Source organism: Bacillus sp. FSL K6-2865, from assembly GCF_040311405.1.
Taxonomy (GTDB): domain Bacteria; phylum Bacillota; class Bacilli; order Bacillales; family Bacillaceae; genus Bacillus; species Bacillus velezensis.
The window spans coordinates 3144139-3165488 of the sequence record NZ_CP152036.1 but is presented as its reverse complement, the minus strand read 5'-3'; the positions used below and the strand labels follow the sequence as shown (position 1 = coordinate 3165488).

The following is a 21350-nucleotide window of genomic DNA, read 5'->3' as shown; positions in this document are numbered from 1 at the left end:
ATACGAGAAGGTTAAATTTAGAAGAAATCGTGATCGCTGCCGGTCAGCCCGCATTTGACGCTGTATCCTTGTGCAGATGTCCCGCCATCCATAAGAGCCCCGCGCCTATTAAAAAGAGAAAGGCGGTGACGTAGAAAGCAGCCGAAATGGAAAAACCGCTTGAGACCGCACCTCCGAGCAGAGGGCCGAGCACATTTCCGAGAAAACGAAAGCTGACGTTATAGCCGAGCACCTCTCCCTGGATGCTGCCCGGCGCCCTGACGCGGATTGCGGCCGTAATGCAGGGGAGCGTGCCGCCCATGACCATGCCGAACAGAAATCTGAAGACTAACAGAATGGAGAGGGAGGAGGCGAGCGCCTGCGGAATGAAAAACACCGCTGAGGCAATCAAAAGCACGATTAAGATCCGGCTGTGGCCGAAGCGGTCGCCGAAGTCCCCCCATTTCCGGGCAAGCAGTAAGCTTCCGAGTCCGGTCGCTGAAAACGCCATTCCGGAGAAAAAAGCTAAATTAACAGGTCCGTGCAGCTCATTGACATATAAAGCGAGCAGCGGCTGAATACTGAAATTGCCGGTCTGCACGATCATGGTAAGCACCATCATCGCCCAAAGCGCGGGCTGGTGAAAAATATAAGAGAGCACCTGTTTTCTGGAATAGGTTTTCCGCTTGTTTTGTTTCTCGCCGAGCGGCTGCTCATTCACCTGAAATAAAACGAGAAGCACGGATGCGAAAATAACAAAAGACGTAATAAAAAACGTGTACGTAAACCCGAAGCTGTCAGCGAGCAGCCCGCCCAGCATCGGTCCGAATAAAGTGCCTGACACCTGACCCATCTGCAGCGTGCCGAGCGTCTTCCCGGCAGTCTCTTTCGGCGTCTGCGCCGAAATCATGGCAAGCGATGTCGGAACAAAGCCTGTTACTAGACCCATAAGCAGCCGCAGGACAAACAGCTGATAAACGGATGTCACAAACCCCATCAATAAAATGCTGACGGCAATGCCGGTTCCTGTAATCAAGAGAATTTTTTTGTAGCCGCGCTTATCGCCGAATCTGCCCCAAAACGGGGAAATCACAAACGCCATTAAAAACGTGACGCCGAACACATACCCGCTCCATCTCTGCACATACCCGCCCGAATGGGGGCTGATCGTTTCGATATATAACGAAAGAAACGGAACAATCATGGTCATGCTGGCGGAAATAAAGAAATTTGTAATCCAAATGACGACGAAGTTCTTCTTACGGACAGAAATAACATCACCTTCTTTACTTTTCGTGTATCTAATCATTAGTATATAGGAATGAATCCGGTATTTGTATTTTCGATGCGGATATAGGAAAATTCATTATTTTTAGAAAATGAAGAAAGTTTCAGAGGGGAAACTGATATACTATCATAAAATATCATTTTTGATCGGAGGAAAGGCAGGTGTAAAAAAAGTGGATCAGCGCAGTCTGCTCATTATTGATTTTGAATTTACAATGCCTGACGGAAAATACAGCCCGCAAAATTTCTTTCCCGAGATTATTGAAGCGGGGATTGTCAAGACAGTGAATGATGAAGTGACTGAAACGTTTTCGAGTTATATCAAACCGAAAAAATTTCCGAAGCTGACGAAACGATGCAAAACCTTTCTGAACATCACCCAAAAAGACGTGGACGGCGGAATCACGTTTAATGAATTCATCCGCAAATTAAATGAGCTTGATCCTGATAAAAACTGCACGATCGTCACCTGGGGCAATATGGATATGAAAGTGTTAAAGCAAAATTGCATGTTTAACCACATCCCTTTTCCGTTCAAAGGAGAACTTCGGGATCTGTCCCTTGAATACAAAAATTTCTTCGGCGACAGAACATTGACCGGCCTTTGGAAAGCGGCAGAAGAGTATGGCGATAAAGGGACGGGCACGCATCATAAAGCGCTGGATGATGCGCGGACGACATACAAATTATTCAAGCTTGTCGAGCGGGATAAACAATATCTTGAAAAACCGAAACCTCCGACGATCGGTGATCGCGTCGATCTGACTGAACTGTTTCGCCGGGCCACATAAAAAAACCCAATCATGCCGACTGGGTCAAGTTCTTTTAAAATAGTCACGCTCTAACGCGGCCAAGTTGTCGAGCGAACGTTCCGCCCATTCTGAGCCGTCCGCTGTAAGCTGATCTTTCAGCCGGGCAGACGCCGCTTGTAAGGAAGCCGTATAATCAGGCACCTCGCCATCAAACGGTTTGACCATCTGATGCGGTATGTTTGTCTGTTCCCCGAATGCAAGCGCTCTTCTTTCATGAAAAAACGGAACATCCGCCTGCTTCGGATGATGAAGATCTCCTTGAGCGGGATGCGTCAGAACGGCTTTAATTTTCACTAAATAGTGATTGGGCCTGACGTCTGTCACTTCCCCTATGTATGCTCCTGTTTTATAAAACCCTTTTACGATTGTGCCGATTTCAAACGTATTCATAGCGTTCACCTCTCTCTAGTTATTCTATAAAAGATCAACGCGGTTGGCTAGTGAACAGCTGCCGGAAGCCTGACTGAGGCCGTTGTGCCCGAGTGCTCGCCGCTGGTGAAACAGACGGAGCCTTCATGATGCTGAATAATCGAGAATGTCACGGTAAGCCCGAGCCCGGTGCCGTTCGTTTTCAGCGTATAATACGGCTTGCCGAGTTTCTGCAGTTCTTCATCGGACATGCCGATTCCGTTATCCGTAATCTGAATGAGAATCATCTCTTCCTGTTTTTGGACGGAGACCTCGATTCGGCCGTTTTCAGAGGGCACGGCTTCAATACTGTTTTTAATCAGATTAATGAAGGCCTGTTTCAGTTTTTTTACATCGCCGAACACATATAAATCAGGCTCGCTTCGAACCGTAACGGTCACCGATTTAAAATTGGCATAAGACTCCATTAAGGAACCTGTTTCCTTTACGAGCAGAGAAATATCAAACTTTTCTTTTTCATAGTCATCCTGCTTCGCCATATCGAGATAATTCGTAATGATCGTCTGAGCCCGGTCGAGTTCGGACAGCACAAGTTTCTGATATCCGGAGTGGGATTTGTCCTGAAGCTGCTCGCCGCTGAACAGCAGCTGCACAAAACCTCTGACGACCGTAAGCGGATTGCGGACTTCATGGGCGACGCTTGCCGCAAGCTCGCTGACGACGGCCATTTTTTCTGAGTGAATCAGCCTTGCCCGCATGGACGCATTCTCATCAATGATCTCAATCAAATAAATGCACAGCAAAAGGGCGCTGACTTGAAAAAAAACAGATACTGCCGCCTCATAATAAACGGAAGATAGATTTTGAAAATTGAAAATATTGGTCGCGGAATAGATGAAGACAGATGCGGTTAATAAGGCGGTTTCAGTGCAGCCGATGAGAAGAGCGAAAAGCAGTTTCTTCCGCTTTGAAAAAAAAGGCCATTTCGTTTGGAGCTGGATAGGGATGATGATTAAAAAAGGAATTAAGGATAAGAAAAAAAGAGCGGAAGGTTCAAACCATATGAGCTGAAAAAAAACGGATGCCGCCCCTGCGGCAAGTCCTGCGGCGGTACCGGAATAAAGCAGGCAGACGATAATGGGAATCAGCTGCAAACCGTAACGGACGGAATGAAGCTCCTGGATGGGAAAAGCCGTACATAATAAGGAAGATGACACTGCAAATACGGCGACCAGCAGGCGGTTCGCTCTCGGCACAAGCAAATCGGGCTTGCTGAGCCAGAAGACTTGATAAAGAAAAATAGGGAATAAAATAAAAGAGAAGTGAAGCAGGTAATCCTTTACAATCTCCATTTATGCGAAATCCTTTCCTATGTAAATATGAATCTATTATAACATCTTTACCGGAAAAAAAAGTATATATTTCTCTAAAGCGAACGCCCTTATCTCATCTGATAAAGGCGTTCTTTCCGCTGCTAAGCGAGCGCTGCTTTCATTCTCTCAAGCCCTTCTTTTACGGCGGCGGCTGAACAGCCGACATTAAGTCTCATAAATCCTTCGCCGCCCGGTCCGTATTTTGTTCCCGGCTCTAATATGATTTTCCCTTTTTTGAGCATTCTTTCTTTGAGCTCGGCATCTGAAAATCCGTATTCGCTGAAATCCATCCAGATCAAATAGGAAGCGTCAGGCTTCATCATGCGGACTTTCGGCAATTCTTTTCTTAAAAAGTCCTCAGCCAATTTCATATTCCCTTCAATGTAAGGAATCAGCGCGTCAAGCCAAGGGCCTCCCTTTGTATAAGCCGCTTCGATTGCTGCAACCGCAAATGTGTTGAGGCTGGAAATTCCGTTCTGATGCAATGCGGCGGAGAATTTTGCCCGCTTATACCGATCGGGAATGATAATGGCGGATGCCTGAATGCCGGCAATATTAAACGTCTTGCTCGGCGCGACACAAGTAACGGAAATCCGCGCAAACTCCTCAGACAGAGAAGCGAAAGGCGTATGCGGCTTTCCGTACAGCATCAAGTCGGAATGTATCTCGTCAGAAACGACGGTGACGTTATGGGCGGCGCACAGCGATCCGAGCTTCATAAGCTCATCCCGGCTCCACGCTCTGCCGGACGGATTGTGGGGATTACAAAGAATCATCAGCTTGACCTCAGAATCGTTCAGCTTTTTCTCAAGATCCTCAAAATCCATACAGTAGACGCCGTTTTCTTCCCGTAACGGGTTATGTAAAACCTGCCGTTTGTTTTCCTTGATCATCTGATAAAAAGGCGTATACACCGGTGATTGAATCAACACCGGATCGCCCGGTTCGGTAAAGGCTTGTACGGCCATGCTGATTGCCGTGACAACACCGGGACTGAACGCTATGCTTGCGGGATCGGGCCGGTAGCCGTGCCGCGTCTCAAGCCATGAAGCGACGGCTTCTCTTGTGTTTTCGTCAGGAGACGTATAACCGAATATGCCGTGGTCAAGGCGGGCTTTTAAGGCGTCAGTGACCGCTTCGGGAGCGCGGAAATCCATATCGGCAACCCACATCGGAAGCGCATCCGATACGCCGAATAACGCTTCCGCCTTGTCCCATTTCACCGATTGTGTGCCAAGACGGTTTTCTCGAAGATCAAAGTTCATGTATGTCACTCCTGTAGTATCATTATTTTGCACAGCGTATCTATGATAAAATAGAATTGCAAACTTTATTATAAGCGGTGATGAAAATGGAAGAAAGCCAAGCGGTCATGGAAATGATGAAAATCATTGCCAAGTGGGATCCGTTTAAATATGGAGAAGATTTTTATGAGACAGAAGCCGTCGATATCGTTCAGGCCGTCTACAGTGAAGACCGTGCCGACAAGCTGGCAGCAGCCATTCAGGATATCTTTGAAGCTTCATTTGAGCGAAAGCTTCCGATCGAAGGCTGCCAAAAGGCCGCCGAGCAGCTTCTGTTCATAAAAGAAAGCAGCTCCTGCACCCCTTAAAAACCGGCGGTTCCGCCGGTTTTTTTATTGAATAAATTCAAAAATCCGCTCCGAAACAAACTCCGGGCGCTCTTCGGGTACGAGGTGCCCCGTATCCTTGAGTGAATACAGAATGGAATCCGGCAGGTCGTCATGAAGCCGTTTTCCGACTGAGACCGGAACGACACGGTCTTCTTCTCCCCAGATTAAAAGAGCGGGGTTTTGCACTTTCTTCAAATCCTCGGGCTCTAAATCGCCCTCCCTGTGTCTGATAAACCTTGTCATCGCTTTGAAAATCTGGCGGTCTGTAAATGGTTTTTCGTAACCGTCAATCATTTCCTGATCGATAAGCGTCCGGTCGTGAACGACATTTAACAGGTTGTTCAGCACGCCGTCTTTTGAAAGCCAATACTTAAGATACAGGTCAAAACAAGGGAGATGCGTCCCGAATATAATCGACGGGTGCGAGCGCTTTAAATACCCTGAGCTGCACAGCAGGACGATTTTAGAAAAAAGCTCGGGTCTGAGAAGAGACGCGGATAAGGAAATCTGGCCGCCCATTGAATGGCCGATGAGTGCGGCCCGGCTGATACCGAGCTTTTCCAGAAGTCCGATCAGAAGCTTGGCGAGGTTTGCGTAAGTATATACGAAAGTCCGTGACTTTTCCGATTGCCCGAAAGGAGGCAGGTCAACGGCGATAATATCATAATGGTTTCTGAGCAGCGGGATCAGTTTTCTGAAGCTGAATGCCGAAGATAAAAAACCGTGTACGCAGACGAGTGTCTGTCTGCCGGGATTTTCATAATGCTCGTAATACAGCTCAACTCCGTCTATCGCGGCCCGTTTAATCGGTGAAACAGCTTCCATGAGAGCCTTCGCCGTCCTTTCTTTGTTGTAATGTAAAGGCTTTTTTGATTGTCAGATTTTAGCTCTGGTTTCTTTCGGGTTTTTCTTAGCATTTGTCGAAAATCGTGATATAATGTCATGAAGATTTTTGATAATGCAAAGGTGTGAAACGTATGAAGCTGACCGAAAAAGAAACAGAAATATTAGAAATTTTAGACGAAAACAGCCGCGTTGATGCGGAAACGATTGCGAAAATGGCAAACATTCCCGCCGAAGAAGTCAAAAGCATCATTGAAAAGCTTGAAAAGGAAAAAGTCATCATTGATTATGCGGCGATGATCGACTGGCGCAAAGTCGACGGTTTGGAAGGCGTCACGGCGATGATTGACGTAAAAGTCACTCCGAAACGAAATGTCGGCTTTGATGAAGTCGCTGAGCGGATATACAGATTCCAGGAAGTTGAATCAGTGTACCTGATGTCAGGGGTGTATGACTTATCTGTCGTTATTCGCGGCAACACGATGTCAGACGTGGCAAGCTTCGTGTCTGAAAAATTGTCCACCCTTGAGTCTGTCGTTTCCACGACAACGCACTTCATCCTGAAAAAATATAAGCATGACGGCAAAGTCTTTGAAAGCGGAGACGATGACAAAAGAATCGTGGTGTCTCCGTAAATGGAAACGAAGACTTCTTATTTATCTGACTACGTGCAGCAGATTAAACCGTCAGGCATCCGCAAGTTCTTTGATCTGGCCGCCACGATGGAAGGCGTCATTTCACTGGGAGTGGGAGAGCCTGACTTTGTGACGGCCTGGAACGTGAGGGAAGCGAGTATTCTTTCTTTAGAACAGGGTTATACGGCTTATACGGCAAATGCGGGTCTTTATGAACTGAGAGAAGAAATCAGCCGCTACTTAGATCAGCGGTTCGGCCTGAGTTATTCGCCTGACAGTGAACTGATCGTTACGGTAGGGGCAAGCCAGGCGCTTGATCTCGCTGTCCGCGCCATTATGAATCCTGGAGAGGAAATGTTAATTCCCGAACCGTGTTTTGTCGCATATGAATCACTCGTGACCTTGACGGGGGCGAAGCCGGTGCCGATTCAGACTGTCGCTGCAAAAGGTTTCAAAGCATCTGCAGACGATTTTGAAGCGGCCCTGACGGACAAAACAAAAGCGCTGCTTCTATGCTCGCCGTCAAATCCGACAGGTTCCGTCTATTCGAAAGAAGAGCTTGAATCCATCGCTGCTTTCGCTGAAAAACACGACTTGATCGTGCTTGCCGATGAAATTTATGCCGAGCTGACGTATGATGAGCCATTTACGAGCATGGGGGCCATCCGCGGCATGAAGGAACGCACGGTCCTTATTTCCGGCTTCTCCAAAGCATTTGCCATGACGGGGTGGAGACTCGGATTTACGGCGGCGCCTCCCGTGATCAGGGATGCCATGCTCAAAATTCATCAGCACGCGATGATGTGCGCGCCTTCCATGGCTCAGTACGCGGCGCTTGAAGGGCTGAAAAACGGCCAGGAAGACGTCGAAAGAATGAAGAAAAGCTATCGGAGACGCCGAAACCTGATTGTGGAGACATTGAACGAAATCGGACTCGGCTGCCACCACCCCGGCGGAGCATTTTACGCCTTTCCTTCCATTCAGTCGACCGGCATGAGTTCAGAAGAATTCGCGGAACAGCTGCTCATTGAAGAAAAAGTAGCCGTCGTTCCGGGGAATGTATTCGGCCCGAGCGGCGAAGGCTACATCAGATGTTCCTATGCGACATCCATTGAGCAGATTCAGGAAGCGCTCGTCAGAATCAAACGGTTTGTTGAAAAAAGGGCATAAAAAAAGATACGAACCCGGTTCGCATCCAAATAAAAGGGGGGAATACTAGAAAGCCTTCGTAATCATAGTATACCCTCCTTTATCTGTGCTTAAACATGATGATGTAAAAAAGTTCTCTTTGCGAAAAACAAACTTGTATGATATAATTTTAAATTGCGTATAATCTGTATTTAATTTAACTTAGGAGTTGTTATGAATGGCAGCAAAATTTGAAGTGGGCAGTGTTTACACTGGTAAAGTAACAGGATTACAAGCGTATGGTGCGTTTGTTGCATTAGATGAAGAAACTCAAGGACTTGTTCACATTTCTGAAGTCACTCACGGTTTCGTAAAAGACATTAACGAGCACCTTTCTATCGGTGACGAAGTACAAGTAAAAGTACTTGCGGTTGACGAAGAAAAAGGCAAAATCAGCCTTTCTATCCGTGCGACTCAAGCGGCGCCTGAAAGAAAAGAAAGCAAACCAAGAAAACCGAAAGCGGCTCAAGCTTCTGAAGAAACATCTGCTCCGCAAGGTTTCAACACATTGAAAGATAAGCTTGAAGAGTGGATTGAACAGTCCAACCGCAAAGACCTTATCAAAAAATAATCATTAAAAAAAGCACCGGATATGTATGTTCGGTGCTTTTTTTATGTTTATCTGACTTCCGGATTTGCCGCTTCCTCGCGGGATGTTTCTTCGTTCGGCTTAAACAGCAGGCCGAGATTGATCAGACCGGCGATGCCGACAAGGCCGTAAATAATCCGCGACAGAGCTGATCCTTGGCCGCCGAAGATGGCTGCTACTAAATCAAATTGGAAAAACCCGATCAGTCCCCAGTTAATAGCGCCGATAATCGTTAATACGAGACAGATACGCTGAATAACACTCATGTAAACAACCTCCTCTATGAATTCGTGAAACAGTTATAGATTGTGACAAAGCAAAGAATCTATGCATACTACATTCTCCGCCGTGTAAAATCACACACTGTCTCAGGCTGTACAAGTGCCTTTCCCGGGAAGCCGCTGTCTGTAAACCATGTGATGCGCCGTCAAAAAAGCGGATTGCTTTACATTGAACGTCATCTTTCTGCATAATATAAATCCAAAGGAGGAGATGTCATGCAAAACTTTACATATTGGAATCCGACCAAATTGATTTTCGGAAAGGGAGAGGTTGAAAAACTTCCTGAAGAAATCAAACCGTACGGAAAAAACGTGCTGCTCGTATACGGAGGAGGCAGCATTAAGCGCAGCGGTCTTTATGATCAAGTAACCGAACTTCTGAAAAAAGCGGGAGTTACCGTACATGAATTGGCAGGCGTAGAGCCGAATCCGCGTGTCTCAACGGTGAACAAAGGTGTTGCGCTCTGTAAAGAAAACAGCATCGATTTCTTATTGGCCGTCGGCGGCGGAAGTGTCATTGACTGCACGAAAGCCATCGCGGCGGGCGCTAAATATGACGGCGACGCGTGGGATATCGTCACGAAAAAACACCAGCCGAAAGAAGCGCTGCCTTTCGGAACAGTGCTGACACTTGCGGCAACCGGTTCAGAGATGAACTCCGGATCAGTCATCACAAACTGGGAGACACAAGAGAAATACGGATGGGGGAGCCCGCTCGTTTACCCTAAATTCTCTATTCTCGATCCGGTAAACACATTTACCGTTCCGAAAGACCACACCATTTACGGCATGGTCGATATGATGAGCCATGTGTTTGAACAATATTTCCACCACACGTCAAACACGCCGTATCAGGACCGGATGTGTGAATCGCTTCTGCGCACGGTGATTGAAACAGCGCCGAAGCTGATCAATGATCTGGAGAACTACGAGCTTCGTGAGACGATTTTATATACAGGCACGATCGCATTAAACGGAATGCTGTCAATGGGCGCAAGAGGGGATTGGGCCACACACAACATCGAGCATGCGGTATCAGCGGTTTACGATATACCGCACGCCGGAGGTTTAGCGATTCTGTTCCCGAACTGGATGAGACATGTGCTCAAAGAAAATCCGGCCCGCTTTAAACAGCTTGCCGTCCGTGTCTTCGATATTGACGAGACAGGCAAATCAGATGAAGAGATCGCACTTGAAGGAATCAGCAGGCTATCTGATTTCTGGACGAGCCTGGGCGCTCCGAACAGACTCGCTGATTATGATATTTCTGATGAGAAGCTGGATACGATTGCAGATAAAGCGATGGCAAACGGAGCATTCGGACAGTTCAAGTCACTGCAGAAAGAAGACGTGCTTGCGATACTGAAAGCATCATTGTAATAACATAAAGGGGGCGGCCGGATTGGCAGCTCCTTTTTTTCTGTGTTATAGTAATTCCCTTACGATTTTTTTGGAGGTCATGATAAATGGAGAACTTTACGTACTACAATCCGACGAAACTGATTTTCGGAAAAGGTCAAATCGACCAATTGAAAAAAGAGCTGAAGCAATACGGGAAAAACGTGCTGCTTGTATACGGAGGCGGCAGCATTAAGCGAAACGGCCTGTATGACCAAGTAACAGGCATCTTAAAAGAAGAAGGCGCAGCCGTTCATGAGCTTGCGGGCGTTGAACCGAACCCGCGTCTGGAAACGGTAAATAAAGGAATTGAGCTGTGCAGACAGCATGAGATAGATTTCCTTCTCGCAGTCGGCGGCGGAAGTGTCATCGACTGTACAAAAGCGATTGCGGCCGGTGCGAAATATGACGGCGACGCATGGGACATTTACAGCAAAAAAGTAACGGCGCAGGACGCGCTCCCGTTCGGCACGGTGCTGACGCTTGCGGCGACAGGCTCTGAAATGAACCCTGATTCCGTTATCACAAATTGGGAAACAAACGAAAAATTCGTATGGGGCAGCAATGTCACTCATCCGCGTTTCTCCATTTTAGATCCTGAGAATACTTTCAGCGTTCCGGAAAACCAAACCGTATACGGCATGGTGGATATGATGAGCCACGTATTTGAACAATACTTCCACAATGTTGAAAACACGCCGCTTCAGGACAGAATGTGTTTTGCGGTCCTTCAGACGGTAATTGAAACAGCGCCGAAACTTTTGGAAGACCTTGAGAACTATAAGCACCGTGAAACGATTTTATACGCGGGTACGATCGCATTAAACGGCACGCTGCAAATGGGCTATTTCGGCGATTGGGCTTCCCATACGATGGAGCACGCCGTATCAGCGGTTTATGACATCCCTCACGCGGGAGGACTTGCGATTCTGTTCCCGAACTGGATGAGATACACGCTGGATACAAATGTAGACCGTTTTAAAAACCTGATGCTCAACATGTTTGACATTGATACTGAAGGCAAAACGGATAAAGAAATTGCGCTTGAAGGGATTGATAAATTGTCCGCGTTCTGGACAAGCCTCGGCGCACCGTCCCGCCTTGCGGATTATGACATCGGTGAAGACAAGCTTGAGCTGATCGCAGACATCGCCGCAAAAGAAATGGAATACGGCGGATTCGGCAATTTCCAAAAACTGAACAAAGATGACGTACTTGCCATCTTAAAGGCGTCACTGTAAGATACATTCCCGGCCGGGGTGAAGATGAAATAGATTTTCAAGATGCAGATGTAACCGTTTTGGGAGTCCCTTCATTAGTGCATCAAGAGCAAGTGAAACACCCCTTGCCATGAGACAACTATGGAAATCTCACATGATGCGGATTTGACTCCCTGTTTCTGTACATTTAGCAGAAAAGGATCAATTGACTTTGCGATTGCCGATCATCTATTTACACAAAATCTAAATCATGAAGAGCCGCGAATTTAAAAAAGGGGCGCTGATTCAATCAGCGCTCCTTTTATGCATTTTGTGTACTAAGATCCCGCTGCGCCCCCATATAGCTTCCCATTAAGTTTTGATAACCGGGAAGATGACTGGAGATTAATGCGCCAAAACCTTCAACATCGTTGCGCCAATCACGCTGTAACTCGCATGCTACGCTGAACCAGTTCATAAGCTGCGCGCCGCCATGAGCCATACGCGTTAATGATGCATCTGCTACTTGCTTATTAAACGTCCCCGAAGCATCTGTCACAACAAACACTTCGTAGCCTGCTTTAATGGCAGAAAGCGCAGGAAAAGCAACGCAGACGTCTGTTACAACCCCCGCGATAATCAGCTGTTTTTTGCCAGTCGCTTCAATGGCTTTAACAAAGTCTTCATTGTCCCATGCATTAATTTGTCCGGGACGGGCTATTTTTGGCGCATCAGGAAAGAGATCAACGAGTTCTTGCATGAGCGGTCCGTTGGGTCCATTTTCAAAACTCGTTGTTAAAATAACCGGTAAATCAAAGAATTTAGCCGTATCACCGAGAGCCAATACATTGTTTTTAAATTCATCAACGCCATAGTCACGCACGAGACCGGAAATAAGGCCGGTTTGATGGTCAACTAAAAGCACGGCAGCATCATCTTTTGAAAGACGGGAATAAAGATCAGACATTTTATCATCCTCCTTGAATTAAGGCAAGTAAGTTTGTGAATTGAAAACGGTAAATCTATTCATATGCTGTATAGAAAGAAAGTTATTTCTGAGGTGACTTTTCGTGAGGGGGATGATCCTTCAATTAATTTGGAACGGGAACCGGAGCATGATCAATCCAATGGATGAACTGTTGTAAATAGCGTTGAAGATAACGTTTTGTTTGTTCATCCGTAAGTATGTTTTGAGCGGAATCAATTTTCTCATGGACTTGCGAAATCAGCATTTTTTGAAAGGGCAAAACATTGACTTGCATAGCTTCGAGTACTTCTCGCATTTGCGTTTGACCAAAGGCAGTACCGAACCCTCCGGGGGTTGCTCCTATTAAGCCAACCGGTTTTCTGTTTAAAACAGAAGAGGTCCGCGGTCTCGATGCCCAGTCCAATGCATCTTTTAATACCCCTGGAATTCCGGAATTGTACTCTGGACTTACAATGATGACGCCGTCAACGTCTTGTATATCAGCTCTAAAGGATGTTACGGAGTCTGGTGCTCCGGCAATTTCTAAATCTTCGTTAAAAAAAGGAAGACTGTCTATTTCAACCCAACGAAATTGAGCCGCATTATCGAAGTCAATCAATGATTGAGCAATTGCTCGATTATACGAGTTTTTTCGTAAACTTCCACAAATAAGACCAATGGTTTTAGTCATAAAATCACCTCCCGGTTTAAAATCACTTTCATCTTAACACGATACTCCAAATATACACACTATTTTTAAAATTGGACATTTATGCCTTAATATTCCTTCGTGGCAGCCTCTCAAGAGGAGTACTGTATAAAAAGAAACGTCCCATCGGGATTGGCGATGGATGTCATCCTGCTCCAAAGTAAAGGTGATACGTTCCTGGATCACCAACATTCGATTCGTTATGCCTCTCACGATTATTACAAATATAACCATATCGAATACGGGATATTGTATAAAAAATGAATGCATTTTTAGCGCAAATCCCGTATTCATCATGCTTTCTTCATGACTTGATTTAGCGGGTGAGTTCATATAAAGTGAAAGAGAAAACAATTCACCGTGATGGAGGGACAAGCAAATGACGCATGTACGCTTTGATTACTCAAGAGCGTTACCTTTTTTCAATGAACATGAACTTACATACGCACGTGATTTCGTAAAAACGGCACACCATAATATCCATGAAAAAACAGGCGCCGGAAGCGACTTTTTAGGATGGGTGGACCTCCCTGAAAACTACGATAAAGAAGAATTCGCGCGCATTAAAAAAAGCGCTGAAAAAATCAAATCAGATTCAGACGTGCTTCTCGTCGTGGGTATCGGCGGTTCATACTTAGGCGCCCGCGCGGCGATTGAAGCGCTCAATCATTCTTTCTATAACGTTCTGCCGAAAGACAAGCGCAAAAACCCTCAAGTTATCTTTATCGGCAACAATATCAGCTCAACTTATATGAAAGATGTTATGGATCTTTTGGAAGACGCTGATTTCTCTATCAATGTCATTTCTAAATCAGGCACGACGACGGAACCTGCAATCGCTTTCCGGATTTTCCGCAAACTTCTTGAAGAAAAATACGGAAAAGAAGAAGCGAAAGCGCGGATTTACGCGACGACAGATAAAGAGCGCGGCGCTTTAAAAACTCTTTCTAATGAAGAAGGCTTCGAATCATTCGTTATTCCTGATGATGTCGGCGGACGTTTCTCCGTTCTGACTGCGGTAGGTCTTCTGCCGATTGCGGTAAGCGGGGCTGATATCGATGAAATGATGAAAGGCGCTCTTGATGCAAGCAAAGACTTTTCCAGCTCGGAATTAGAAGAGAACGCGGCTTACCAATACGCCGTCGTCCGCAACGTTCTGTATAATAAAGGAAGAACCATTGAAATGCTTATCAACTATGAGCCTGCGCTGCAATACTTTGCGGAATGGTGGAAGCAGCTCTTCGGCGAAAGTGAAGGAAAAGATGAAAAAGGCATCTATCCTTCTTCCGCTAACTTCTCAACAGACCTTCACTCTCTCGGTCAATACGTGCAGGAAGGCAGACGCGATCTGTTTGAAACTGTATTAAACGTTGAAAAACCGAAGCATGAGCTGACAATTGAAGAAGCGGAAAATGATCTCGACGGCTTAAATTACTTAGCCGGCAAAACGGTCGATTTCGTCAACAAAAAAGCGTTCGAAGGCACGATGCTTGCCCATACAGACGGAAAAGTGCCGAACTTAATTGTCAATATTCCGGAGCTTAATGCATATACATTTGGATATCTCGTCTATTTCTTTGAAAAAGCGGTGGCGATGAGCGGTTATCTGCTCGGAGTCAACCCGTTTGATCAGCCGGGTGTTGAAGCCTATAAGGTGAATATGTTCGCGCTTCTCGGCAAACCGGGCTTTGAAGAGAAAAAAGCAGAGCTTGAAAAACGCCTTGAAAAATAAAAAGAAAGGCTGGCCCGACGGGTCAGCCTTTTTTAAACCGTGAAAGGTGTGATGATGAATGATACGACTCTTATGTAAGCATGCCGTCATTTCCGTCTGTTCCGCCGCTATTGTCTATTCGGCACTAAAACTGTCTCCTGAATCCCTCTTACAAACCATCCTGTTTTTCGCTTTCCCTCTCGGCTTGTTTACGGACATGGTCCGGCTGAAACTGAAGATTGGCCGGATGCAGTCGCTGATCACGAAGTGCTGTCTCTATGCCGCCGTTTTCTATATTTCAACGGAAGCCGTTCTCTCCGCAATTGTGACGTATGTTCTGATTGAATGCGCCGTTATCTCTTTCCGGCGTCTGTCTGCCGCTCCCGATTCTTCCCGGGCGCCGTATGAAGATGCCGCAGAGCGGGGACGCTAAAGACAAAAAGGAGCATATGCACATGATCAGCATTCCATCTTCACTTGAAGGGCAATCGTTTTTACTCCGCGAACTGGAACAGGTGCTGAAACCGATCGGTTATACCATCGGAGGCGGCTGGGAGTATGACCGCGGGTTCTTTGATTACAAAATTTCCGATCAGGACGGCTATTTATTTCTCCGTATCCCTGTTGAAGCAAATAAGGGACACCTGGATGAACGGGGGGCCGCCGTTACAATCGGCACCCCCTTTTTGCTGAGGCACGTCTATCAGGAGGAAACGGATGATCACGCAGGCGGCGGTGTTTTTGAGTCATTATTCAACCAATTCTCCGAGCCGAAACGGCGGGATGCAGCAATTGACCGCTCATATACAGATATCGGCATCTCGCTTGTGAAAGAGCTGGAAGACGTCCTGCTGCATTAAAGAGCCAAAAACAGATCAGTATCGAGCACCTGGTATGACAGGGGAGGGGTCAGCATCGGCCCCTCTTCTTTTTGTATGCCGATGATCGTGGTATTCCGTTTGAGATAATAGAGCGCACAGTCATGATAAGATGAACCCTTTAATTCCTCGGGGACGGGAATGATGCGCACCTTTTTCTCCAGCGTCAGATCTGACAGCGTTTGCGGTTTGGCAAGCTGCAGCTTGACCCGGTAATGCTCAAACATCACCCGGCTCGACAGGCGTGATGTGCACAGAATCTTATTGGCTCCTGCGCGCTCGGCGTTTTTGACATACCGTTCCGTTAAAATTTCCACGATACAATAAACGGACGGATGCAGCCCTTTGATGGCGAGAAGCGTTAATACCGACAGCATATCAGCTTCGGATTCATTTTTCTGCTGGTCTGCTGTCAAAATGACGGTATCGGCTTCCGTAATATTCGCCTTATTGAGCGTGCTGTCATCAGCGGCATGTCCGCGGATGAAATGGACGTTTTCAATAAGCGGCCCTTCCCTTAATGAATCATCAATCAGGACGACAGTTTTTGACGGTGCGATGTGCTGCAGTTCTTTCAGCAGCATATGCGACTTCTCATTCCATCCGATAAGAATGACGTGCCCCTTGCCTTTAAAGGCGACCTTGCCTTCGACATAGCGGTGCTGTTTGCTGAACACGGCTGAAGAAAGCGTGGCGAAATAGGCGGTCACAAAACTCGCTCCGCTTAATACAAGCACCATGCCGGCAATCTGCCCGAGCGGCGTCTGGGGAACGTAATCGCCGTAGCCGACCGTGGCCACCGTAATAACCGCCCACCAAACCCCTTCAAACACAGACGTGAATTGCTTCGGTTCAAGCATGTAAATGAGTTGGCCGAACAATAAAATCAAGGCGATAATGATCAGTCCGATCCGAACATATAACGGCCATCTCAGCCAGGAAATAAATAAACGGTTTGATTTCATTCGTCCGGCTCTTCTTTCGACAGAGAGATGGATAAAATCTGCTTAATAATAGTGTTTAGTTTTTCGTCCAGCTGTTCCTGGCCGTATGAGTCACGCGCATGTCTGATTAAATCGGCCGTCTCATCTTCAAACTGAATGAGAGGTTCGTCGTTTTCCGATTCATTATAGAGCTGGATAAAGGCGTCAAGCCCCTCGTTCATTCTGTCTATCGCATTGCTCAGCTGTTCTTTCTCGCCATTTGTCACTTTCATGTCGATCACACCTGTATCTTTTTTTATACAGTATGTCCCAGTTCGTTTGATGTCTTTCAAAAATCGCCGAAAACATATTCACCCTCATTTTTTCATATGATAAAGAAAGCGGACCGAAAAAGGGTGAGTCAAATGACAGTCATTCAAAAACTGCTGGCGGCGCTGGCCGGAGCGCAGCTGCTCGCTTCGGCGGCCGTATTGCTTATTTTCGATTTGAATGGATACAATCATATGTCCGGCGGATTTTCATGGCTTGTTTTTGCAAAAGAGACCGCAGGCACGTTTCCGTTTTACATCGGATTGGCCGGGTGTATCCTCATCATGCTCGGAGGTTTGATTCCTGTCAGAAAAAAGAAGCGGATTTCTGTACAGGAAAGCGGACAATCATTAAAATAATATATAAGCAAATCGTACGATATAAGAGAAAAAGGAAGAGGATAATATGCTGTTTATCTTTTTAACAATTGCTGCATTGGGATTGTCGTTTTGGGCACAATTTAAAGTGAAAAGCAATTTTCAGAAATACTCAGACGTAGAAGCTTCCAGTCAGCGGACGGGGGCGGAAACGGCAAGACGGATTCTTGATATTAACGGTTTATATGATGTGCCGGTAGAACCGGTAAGAGGCACTTTAACAGACCATTACGACCCGACGGAGCGGGTGGTGCGTTTATCTGAGCCGGTATATTACGGCCGCTCCATTTCCGCCATTTCCGTCGCTTCCCATGAAGTCGGACATGCTTTGCAGCATCAGGAATCATACGGCGCGCTTGTGCTGAGGCACAAAATGTTTCCGGTCGTCAATTTTGCCTCCGGGGTTGCCCCTCTGCTTTTCTTGGGCGGGATGCTCCTGGGCAGCTTGAACTTAATCGGACTCGGCATTATTTTGTTTTCGGCCGCTGTTTTTTTCCAGCTTGTCACACTGCCTGTCGAGTTTAATGCCAGCGCGAGGGCGAAGCGGATTATCGTGTCGGAAGGATTCATTCGCAACAGTGAAGAACACGGCGTGAATAAAGTGCTGAACGCCGCCGCGCTGACGTATGTGGCTGCGGCGCTCGTTTCATTATTCGAGCTGCTTCGTTTTGTGATGATTTTCTTAAATGGTCGTGATGAGAATTAACACGAAGGAGGTGGCCCCTTACCGTTTGCGGTAGGGGTTTTTTTGCTTATATTAAAACTGATTCTCATTATGCTGTTAATCGGATTAACGGCCATCTTTGTCGCTGCGGAATTTGCGATTGTCAAAATCCGCGGTTCAAAAATCGCGGAGCTGGTTGAAACCGGAGACAGCCGGGCGCTCGCGGCGCACAGGGTGATTTCAAATCTCGATGAATATTTATCAGCGTGCCAGCTCGGCATTACGATTACGGCGCTCGGACTCGGCTGGCTCGGTGAACCGACGATTCAGCGGCTTCTTCATCCTGTTTTCAGCCTGATCGGAATGCCGTCATCCATTACGCACGTCGTCACGTTTATTGCAGCGTTTATCGCCGTCACGTATCTGCACGTCGTCATCGGCGAGCTTGCGCCGAAAACGATATCCATTCAAAAAGCTGAAGCCGTCAGTCTGTGGACGGCGAAACCGCTCATCCTCTTTTATAAAGTGATGTATCCGTTTATTAAGCTGTTAAACGGCTCAGCCGGATTTTTGGTCAAGCTGTTCGGTTTTCATTCGGTGAAAGAACATGAGGTCGTGGTCAGTGAAGAAGAATTGCGGCTGATTTTGTCTGAAAGCTATAAAAAAGGTCAAATCAATCAATCTGAATTCCGTTACGTCAATAAAATATTTGAATTCGATAACCGGGTCGCCAGAGAAATCATGGTGCCGCGCACCGAAATCGCCGTCATCTCGCTTGAACAGTCAGTTGATGAAGCCATACATTTGATCATCAACGAACGGTATACGCGATATCCGGTTATTAAGGAAGACAAAGATCACATTCTCGGCATTATTAACAATAAGGATTTATTTAAGGCGTATTTTCTCGGCCGCTCCATTGAATTAAAAGAAATTATGCGTCCGGTCATCAGAGTCATTGAAAGCATCCCCGTTCAGGAGCTTTTGATCCGCATGCAGAAGGAGCGGATTCATATGGCGATTCTCGTTGACGAATACGGCGGCACGGCGGGACTTGTGACCGTCGAAGACATATTGGAGGAAATCGTCGGGGAAATCCGTGATGAATATGACCAGGATGAAATGCCCCACATCGTCAAAAAAGGCGAACACCACTATGTGATGGACGGCAAGGCGCTCATAGAAGAGGTGAATGATCTCCTTGATATCGCCATCGAAAATGAAGACATTGACACGATTGCCGGCTGGCTCTTAACACAAAAAATGGAGCTGAAAAATGGTGATGTGTTTCATGCCGAAGGGTGTGAATTTAAGGTGCTGGAAGCGGAAGACCATCATATCCGCTTCGTTGAAATTAAAAAAACTGATTTCTGAGCCTCCTGCTTTTGCAATGAGGCTTTTTTTATGGAAAAAATGCTTCTTCGTCCCGCTCCTTCATATGCTGTAAAGAAAGGAGTGTCGGTATGAAAACGGATTGGTGGAAAACGGCGGCCGTCTATCAAATTTATCCCCGAAGCTTTATGGATTCGAACGGGGACGGAATCGGCGACATGAACGGCATCAGAGCAAAACTTCGTTACATAAAAGAGTTGGGGGCGGATGTGATTTGGCTTTGTCCCGTTTTTGACTCGCCGGGCGCGGACAACGGCTACGATATTCGGAATTATAAACAAATTGCCGGCGAATTCGGGACGATGGAGGATTTTGACCGGCTCCTTGCGGATGTCCATGCGCTCGGCATGAAGCTGATTATAGACCTCGTCATCAACCATACAAGCGATGAGCACCCTTGGTTTATCGAATCACGCTCGGCGAAAGATTCCGAAAAACGGGACTGGTACATCTGGAGAGATGGAAAAAACGGCAAAGAGCCGAACAATTGGGAAAGCATTTTCGGCGGATCAGCGTGGGAATATGATCAAGAGACCGGCCAGTATTACCTGCACCTGTTTGACAAAAAACAGCCTGATTTAAATTGGGAAAACGAAGCGATGAGGCAGTCCGTTTATGAGATGGTCCGCTGGTGGCTTGATAAAGGCATAGACGGCTTCCGGGTGGATGCCATTTCTCACATTAAGAAAAAAGAAGGGCTCCCTGACATGCCGAATCCGGACGGTCTCCCGTACGTCCCGTCTTTCCCGTATCATATGAATGGGGAAGGCATAATGGATCTCTTAAGAGAGCTGAAACGGGAAACATTTTCGCGCTATCCGATCATGACGGTCGGCGAGGCGAACGGAGTGGCGGCTTGGGAGGCGGCTGATTGGGCCGGTGAAGAAAACGGCGTCTTTCAAATGATTTTTCAATTTGAACATCTCGGCCTCTGGGATACGGAAGATGATCAAAGCATCTCCATTCCGGCGCTTAAGCGCGTCTTGTCCGGCTGGCAGAACAGTCTTGAAGGAAAGGGCTGGAACGCGTTATTTATGGAGAACCACGATCAGCCCCGTTCCGTCTCGGTATGGGGTGACGAACGGTTTTTGACAGAAAGCGCCAAGGCACTCGCCGCGATGTATATGCTGATGAAAGGCACGCCGTTTATTTACCAGGGGCAGGAGCTCGGAATGACCAATGTTTCGTTCCCATCCATTGAAGATTATGATGACGCCGCAATGAAATATCTGTATGAAAAAGAGACGTCCCGCGGCGTTCCGCATGAAAAAGTGATGAAGATCATCTGGAAGAAGGGCCGGGATAATTCACGGACACCGATGCAATGGAGCGGTGAGGCGAACGGCGGGTTTTCTGATGCTTCTCCGTGGCTCGGAGTGAATCCGAACCACACATGGCTGAATGCTGCATCACAATTGCAGGATGAAACATCCGTATACCATTTCTACAGACGGCTGCTCACCCTCAGAAAAGAACACGGCGTATTGATCAGCGGCACATACGAATTGCTGCTTCCGAATGACCGGCAGATTTATGCCTATCTAAGAAAAAACGGAACAAAAACCGCCCTGATCATCACAAATCTGTCCCGAACCCCCGCTTTATACAGGCATCCCGGTTATCCGCTTGACTCCGATTCTCTCGTGCTTGCAAACGCAGAGACAGAAGCGCACCGCCATGTAACATCCTTTCTTTTAAAGCCTTATGAGGCCCGCGTATATATATGGTGAAAAACTTCAGTCCCGAGGCTGAAGTTTTTTGTGATCTGCGTTTATCATCGCGATCCGACAGGAAAAGACAAATACAGAAACGA

At 46.8% G+C, this 21350-nt stretch carries 24 protein-coding genes; 14 read left to right on the top strand and 10 right to left on the bottom strand.

Features of this window, described 5'->3' with window-relative positions:
- Window positions 1–43: 43 nt before the first annotated feature.
- Window positions 44–1288 carry a multidrug efflux MFS transporter gene (locus NYE42_RS15665; protein ID WP_342497045.1) on the bottom strand — a complete coding sequence of 415 codons (1245 nt, stop codon included), beginning with the start codon at window positions 1286–1288 and terminating at the stop codon, window positions 44–46.
- Between the two features lie 151 nt (window positions 1289–1439).
- Here NYE42_RS15665 and kapD point away from each other — a divergent pair, with 151 nt between their 5' ends.
- Window positions 1440–2057 (top strand): 3'-5' exonuclease KapD, encoded by a 618-nt coding sequence (gene kapD, locus NYE42_RS15660; RefSeq protein ID WP_003152084.1) that lies wholly within the window; start codon window positions 1440–1442, stop codon window positions 2055–2057.
- A 24-nt stretch (window positions 2058–2081) separates the two neighbouring features.
- Here kapD and NYE42_RS15655 read toward each other — a convergent pair whose 3' ends face one another.
- The 3 genes from NYE42_RS15655 to NYE42_RS15645 all read right to left on the bottom strand — a co-directional run bounded on the left by NYE42_RS15655 (window position 2082) and on the right by NYE42_RS15645 (window position 5085).
- Complete coding sequence (locus NYE42_RS15655) at window positions 2082–2468, bottom strand: kinase-associated lipoprotein B (RefSeq protein WP_015240473.1); 387 nt, start codon at window positions 2466–2468, stop codon at window positions 2082–2084.
- A gap of 47 nt (window positions 2469–2515) precedes the next feature.
- On the bottom strand, window positions 2516–3799 hold the full coding sequence (locus NYE42_RS15650; RefSeq protein WP_144664232.1) for a HAMP domain-containing sensor histidine kinase: 1284 nt from the start codon (window positions 3797–3799) through the stop codon (window positions 2516–2518).
- Window positions 3800–3921: 122 nt separating this feature from the next.
- Window positions 3922–5085, bottom strand: a complete 1164-nt coding sequence (locus NYE42_RS15645) for a MalY/PatB family protein (protein ID WP_015240471.1) — start codon at window positions 5083–5085, stop codon at window positions 3922–3924.
- A gap of 86 nt (window positions 5086–5171) precedes the next feature.
- Here NYE42_RS15645 and NYE42_RS15640 point away from each other — a divergent pair, with 86 nt between their 5' ends.
- Window positions 5172–5432, top strand: a complete 261-nt coding sequence (locus NYE42_RS15640) for a DUF1871 family protein (protein ID WP_015418093.1) — start codon at window positions 5172–5174, stop codon at window positions 5430–5432.
- Between the two features lie 24 nt (window positions 5433–5456).
- Here NYE42_RS15640 and NYE42_RS15635 read toward each other — a convergent pair whose 3' ends face one another.
- Window positions 5457–6278 carry an alpha/beta hydrolase gene (locus NYE42_RS15635; protein WP_007408654.1) on the bottom strand — a complete coding sequence of 274 codons (822 nt, stop codon included), beginning with the start codon at window positions 6276–6278 and terminating at the stop codon, window positions 5457–5459.
- A 152-nt stretch (window positions 6279–6430) separates the two neighbouring features.
- Here NYE42_RS15635 and NYE42_RS15630 point away from each other — a divergent pair, with 152 nt between their 5' ends.
- The 3 genes from NYE42_RS15630 (at window position 6431) to yugI (ending at window position 8690) form a co-directional block, all read left to right on the top strand.
- Window positions 6431–6931 carry an Lrp/AsnC family transcriptional regulator gene (locus NYE42_RS15630; protein ID WP_003152098.1) on the top strand — a complete coding sequence of 167 codons (501 nt, stop codon included), beginning with the start codon at window positions 6431–6433 and terminating at the stop codon, window positions 6929–6931.
- A complete protein-coding gene (locus NYE42_RS15625) occupies window positions 6932–8101 on the top strand; it encodes an aminotransferase (RefSeq protein ID WP_095352724.1) in 1170 nt (389 codons plus the stop codon). It begins immediately after the preceding gene.
- 196 nt (window positions 8102–8297) lie between these two features.
- Window positions 8298–8690, top strand: coding sequence for a S1 domain-containing post-transcriptional regulator GSP13 (yugI, locus tag NYE42_RS15620; RefSeq protein ID WP_007408653.1), 393 nt, complete (start codon window positions 8298–8300; stop codon window positions 8688–8690).
- 47 nt (window positions 8691–8737) lie between these two features.
- On the opposite strand, the gene NYE42_RS15615 is transcribed toward yugI, so the two are convergent.
- Window positions 8738–8974, bottom strand: coding sequence for a DUF378 domain-containing protein (locus tag NYE42_RS15615; protein WP_003152104.1), 237 nt, complete (start codon window positions 8972–8974; stop codon window positions 8738–8740).
- A 231-nt stretch (window positions 8975–9205) separates the two neighbouring features.
- Between NYE42_RS15615 and NYE42_RS15610 the strand changes: the two genes are divergently transcribed.
- Together NYE42_RS15610 and NYE42_RS15605 are read left to right on the top strand one after the other, a co-directional pair.
- Window positions 9206–10369, top strand: a complete 1164-nt coding sequence (locus NYE42_RS15610; RefSeq protein ID WP_007408652.1) for an iron-containing alcohol dehydrogenase — start codon at window positions 9206–9208, stop codon at window positions 10367–10369.
- 86 nt (window positions 10370–10455) lie between these two features.
- Window positions 10456–11628: an iron-containing alcohol dehydrogenase gene (locus tag NYE42_RS15605; RefSeq protein ID WP_015418091.1), complete on the top strand. Its 1173-nt coding sequence runs from the start codon at window positions 10456–10458 to the stop codon at window positions 11626–11628.
- A gap of 280 nt (window positions 11629–11908) precedes the next feature.
- Here the strand turns inward: NYE42_RS15605 and ycaC are convergent, their stop codons facing one another.
- Both ycaC and NYE42_RS15595 read right to left on the bottom strand, forming a co-directional pair.
- Window positions 11909–12553, bottom strand: a complete 645-nt coding sequence (ycaC, locus tag NYE42_RS15600) for an isochorismate family cysteine hydrolase YcaC (RefSeq protein WP_014418745.1) — start codon at window positions 12551–12553, stop codon at window positions 11909–11911.
- A gap of 124 nt (window positions 12554–12677) precedes the next feature.
- Window positions 12678–13244, bottom strand: coding sequence for an NADPH-dependent FMN reductase (locus tag NYE42_RS15595; protein ID WP_144664230.1), 567 nt, complete (start codon window positions 13242–13244; stop codon window positions 12678–12680).
- A 397-nt stretch (window positions 13245–13641) separates the two neighbouring features.
- Between NYE42_RS15595 and NYE42_RS15590 the strand changes: the two genes are divergently transcribed.
- Genes NYE42_RS15590 through NYE42_RS15580 form a run of 3 tightly spaced genes read left to right on the top strand, consistent with a single transcriptional unit; the run spans window position 13642 to window position 15833 of the window.
- Complete coding sequence (locus NYE42_RS15590) at window positions 13642–14994, top strand: glucose-6-phosphate isomerase (protein ID WP_007408647.1); 1353 nt, start codon at window positions 13642–13644, stop codon at window positions 14992–14994.
- 58 nt (window positions 14995–15052) lie between these two features.
- Window positions 15053–15406, top strand: a complete 354-nt coding sequence (locus tag NYE42_RS15585) for a hypothetical protein (protein WP_015418089.1) — start codon at window positions 15053–15055, stop codon at window positions 15404–15406.
- A gap of 22 nt (window positions 15407–15428) precedes the next feature.
- Window positions 15429–15833 (top strand): YugN-like family protein, encoded by a 405-nt coding sequence (locus NYE42_RS15580; protein ID WP_012118292.1) that lies wholly within the window; start codon window positions 15429–15431, stop codon window positions 15831–15833.
- Here NYE42_RS15580 and NYE42_RS15575 read toward each other — a convergent pair.
- Together NYE42_RS15575 and NYE42_RS15570 are read right to left on the bottom strand one after the other, a co-directional pair.
- Entirely contained in the window at window positions 15830–16816 is a 987-nt protein-coding gene (locus NYE42_RS15575; RefSeq protein ID WP_007408644.1) for a potassium channel family protein, read from the bottom strand. The genes NYE42_RS15580 and NYE42_RS15575 overlap by 4 nt on opposite strands.
- Window positions 16813–17067 carry a protein mistic gene (locus tag NYE42_RS15570; protein WP_003152123.1) on the bottom strand — a complete coding sequence of 85 codons (255 nt, stop codon included), beginning with the start codon at window positions 17065–17067 and terminating at the stop codon, window positions 16813–16815. The genes NYE42_RS15575 and NYE42_RS15570 overlap by 4 nt, the downstream gene beginning before the upstream one ends.
- Before the next feature lie 132 nt (window positions 17068–17199).
- Between NYE42_RS15570 and NYE42_RS15565 the strand changes: the two genes are divergently transcribed.
- The 4 genes from NYE42_RS15565 to NYE42_RS15550 all read left to right on the top strand — a co-directional run bounded on the left by NYE42_RS15565 (window position 17200) and on the right by NYE42_RS15550 (window position 21267).
- Window positions 17200–17463 (top strand): hypothetical protein, encoded by a 264-nt coding sequence (locus tag NYE42_RS15565; RefSeq protein WP_015418085.1) that lies wholly within the window; start codon window positions 17200–17202, stop codon window positions 17461–17463.
- A 46-nt stretch (window positions 17464–17509) separates the two neighbouring features.
- The gene (locus NYE42_RS15560) at window positions 17510–18187 is read left to right on the top strand and encodes a zinc metallopeptidase (protein ID WP_144463942.1); all 678 of its coding nucleotides are present in this window, start codon (window positions 17510–17512) and stop codon (window positions 18185–18187) included.
- A 42-nt stretch (window positions 18188–18229) separates the two neighbouring features.
- A complete protein-coding gene (locus NYE42_RS15555; RefSeq protein ID WP_003152126.1) occupies window positions 18230–19519 on the top strand; it encodes a hemolysin family protein in 1290 nt (429 codons plus the stop codon).
- A gap of 89 nt (window positions 19520–19608) precedes the next feature.
- Window positions 19609–21267 carry an alpha-glucosidase gene (locus NYE42_RS15550; protein ID WP_144664226.1) on the top strand — a complete coding sequence of 553 codons (1659 nt, stop codon included), beginning with the start codon at window positions 19609–19611 and terminating at the stop codon, window positions 21265–21267.
- The last annotated feature ends 83 nt before the right edge of the window (window positions 21268–21350 follow it).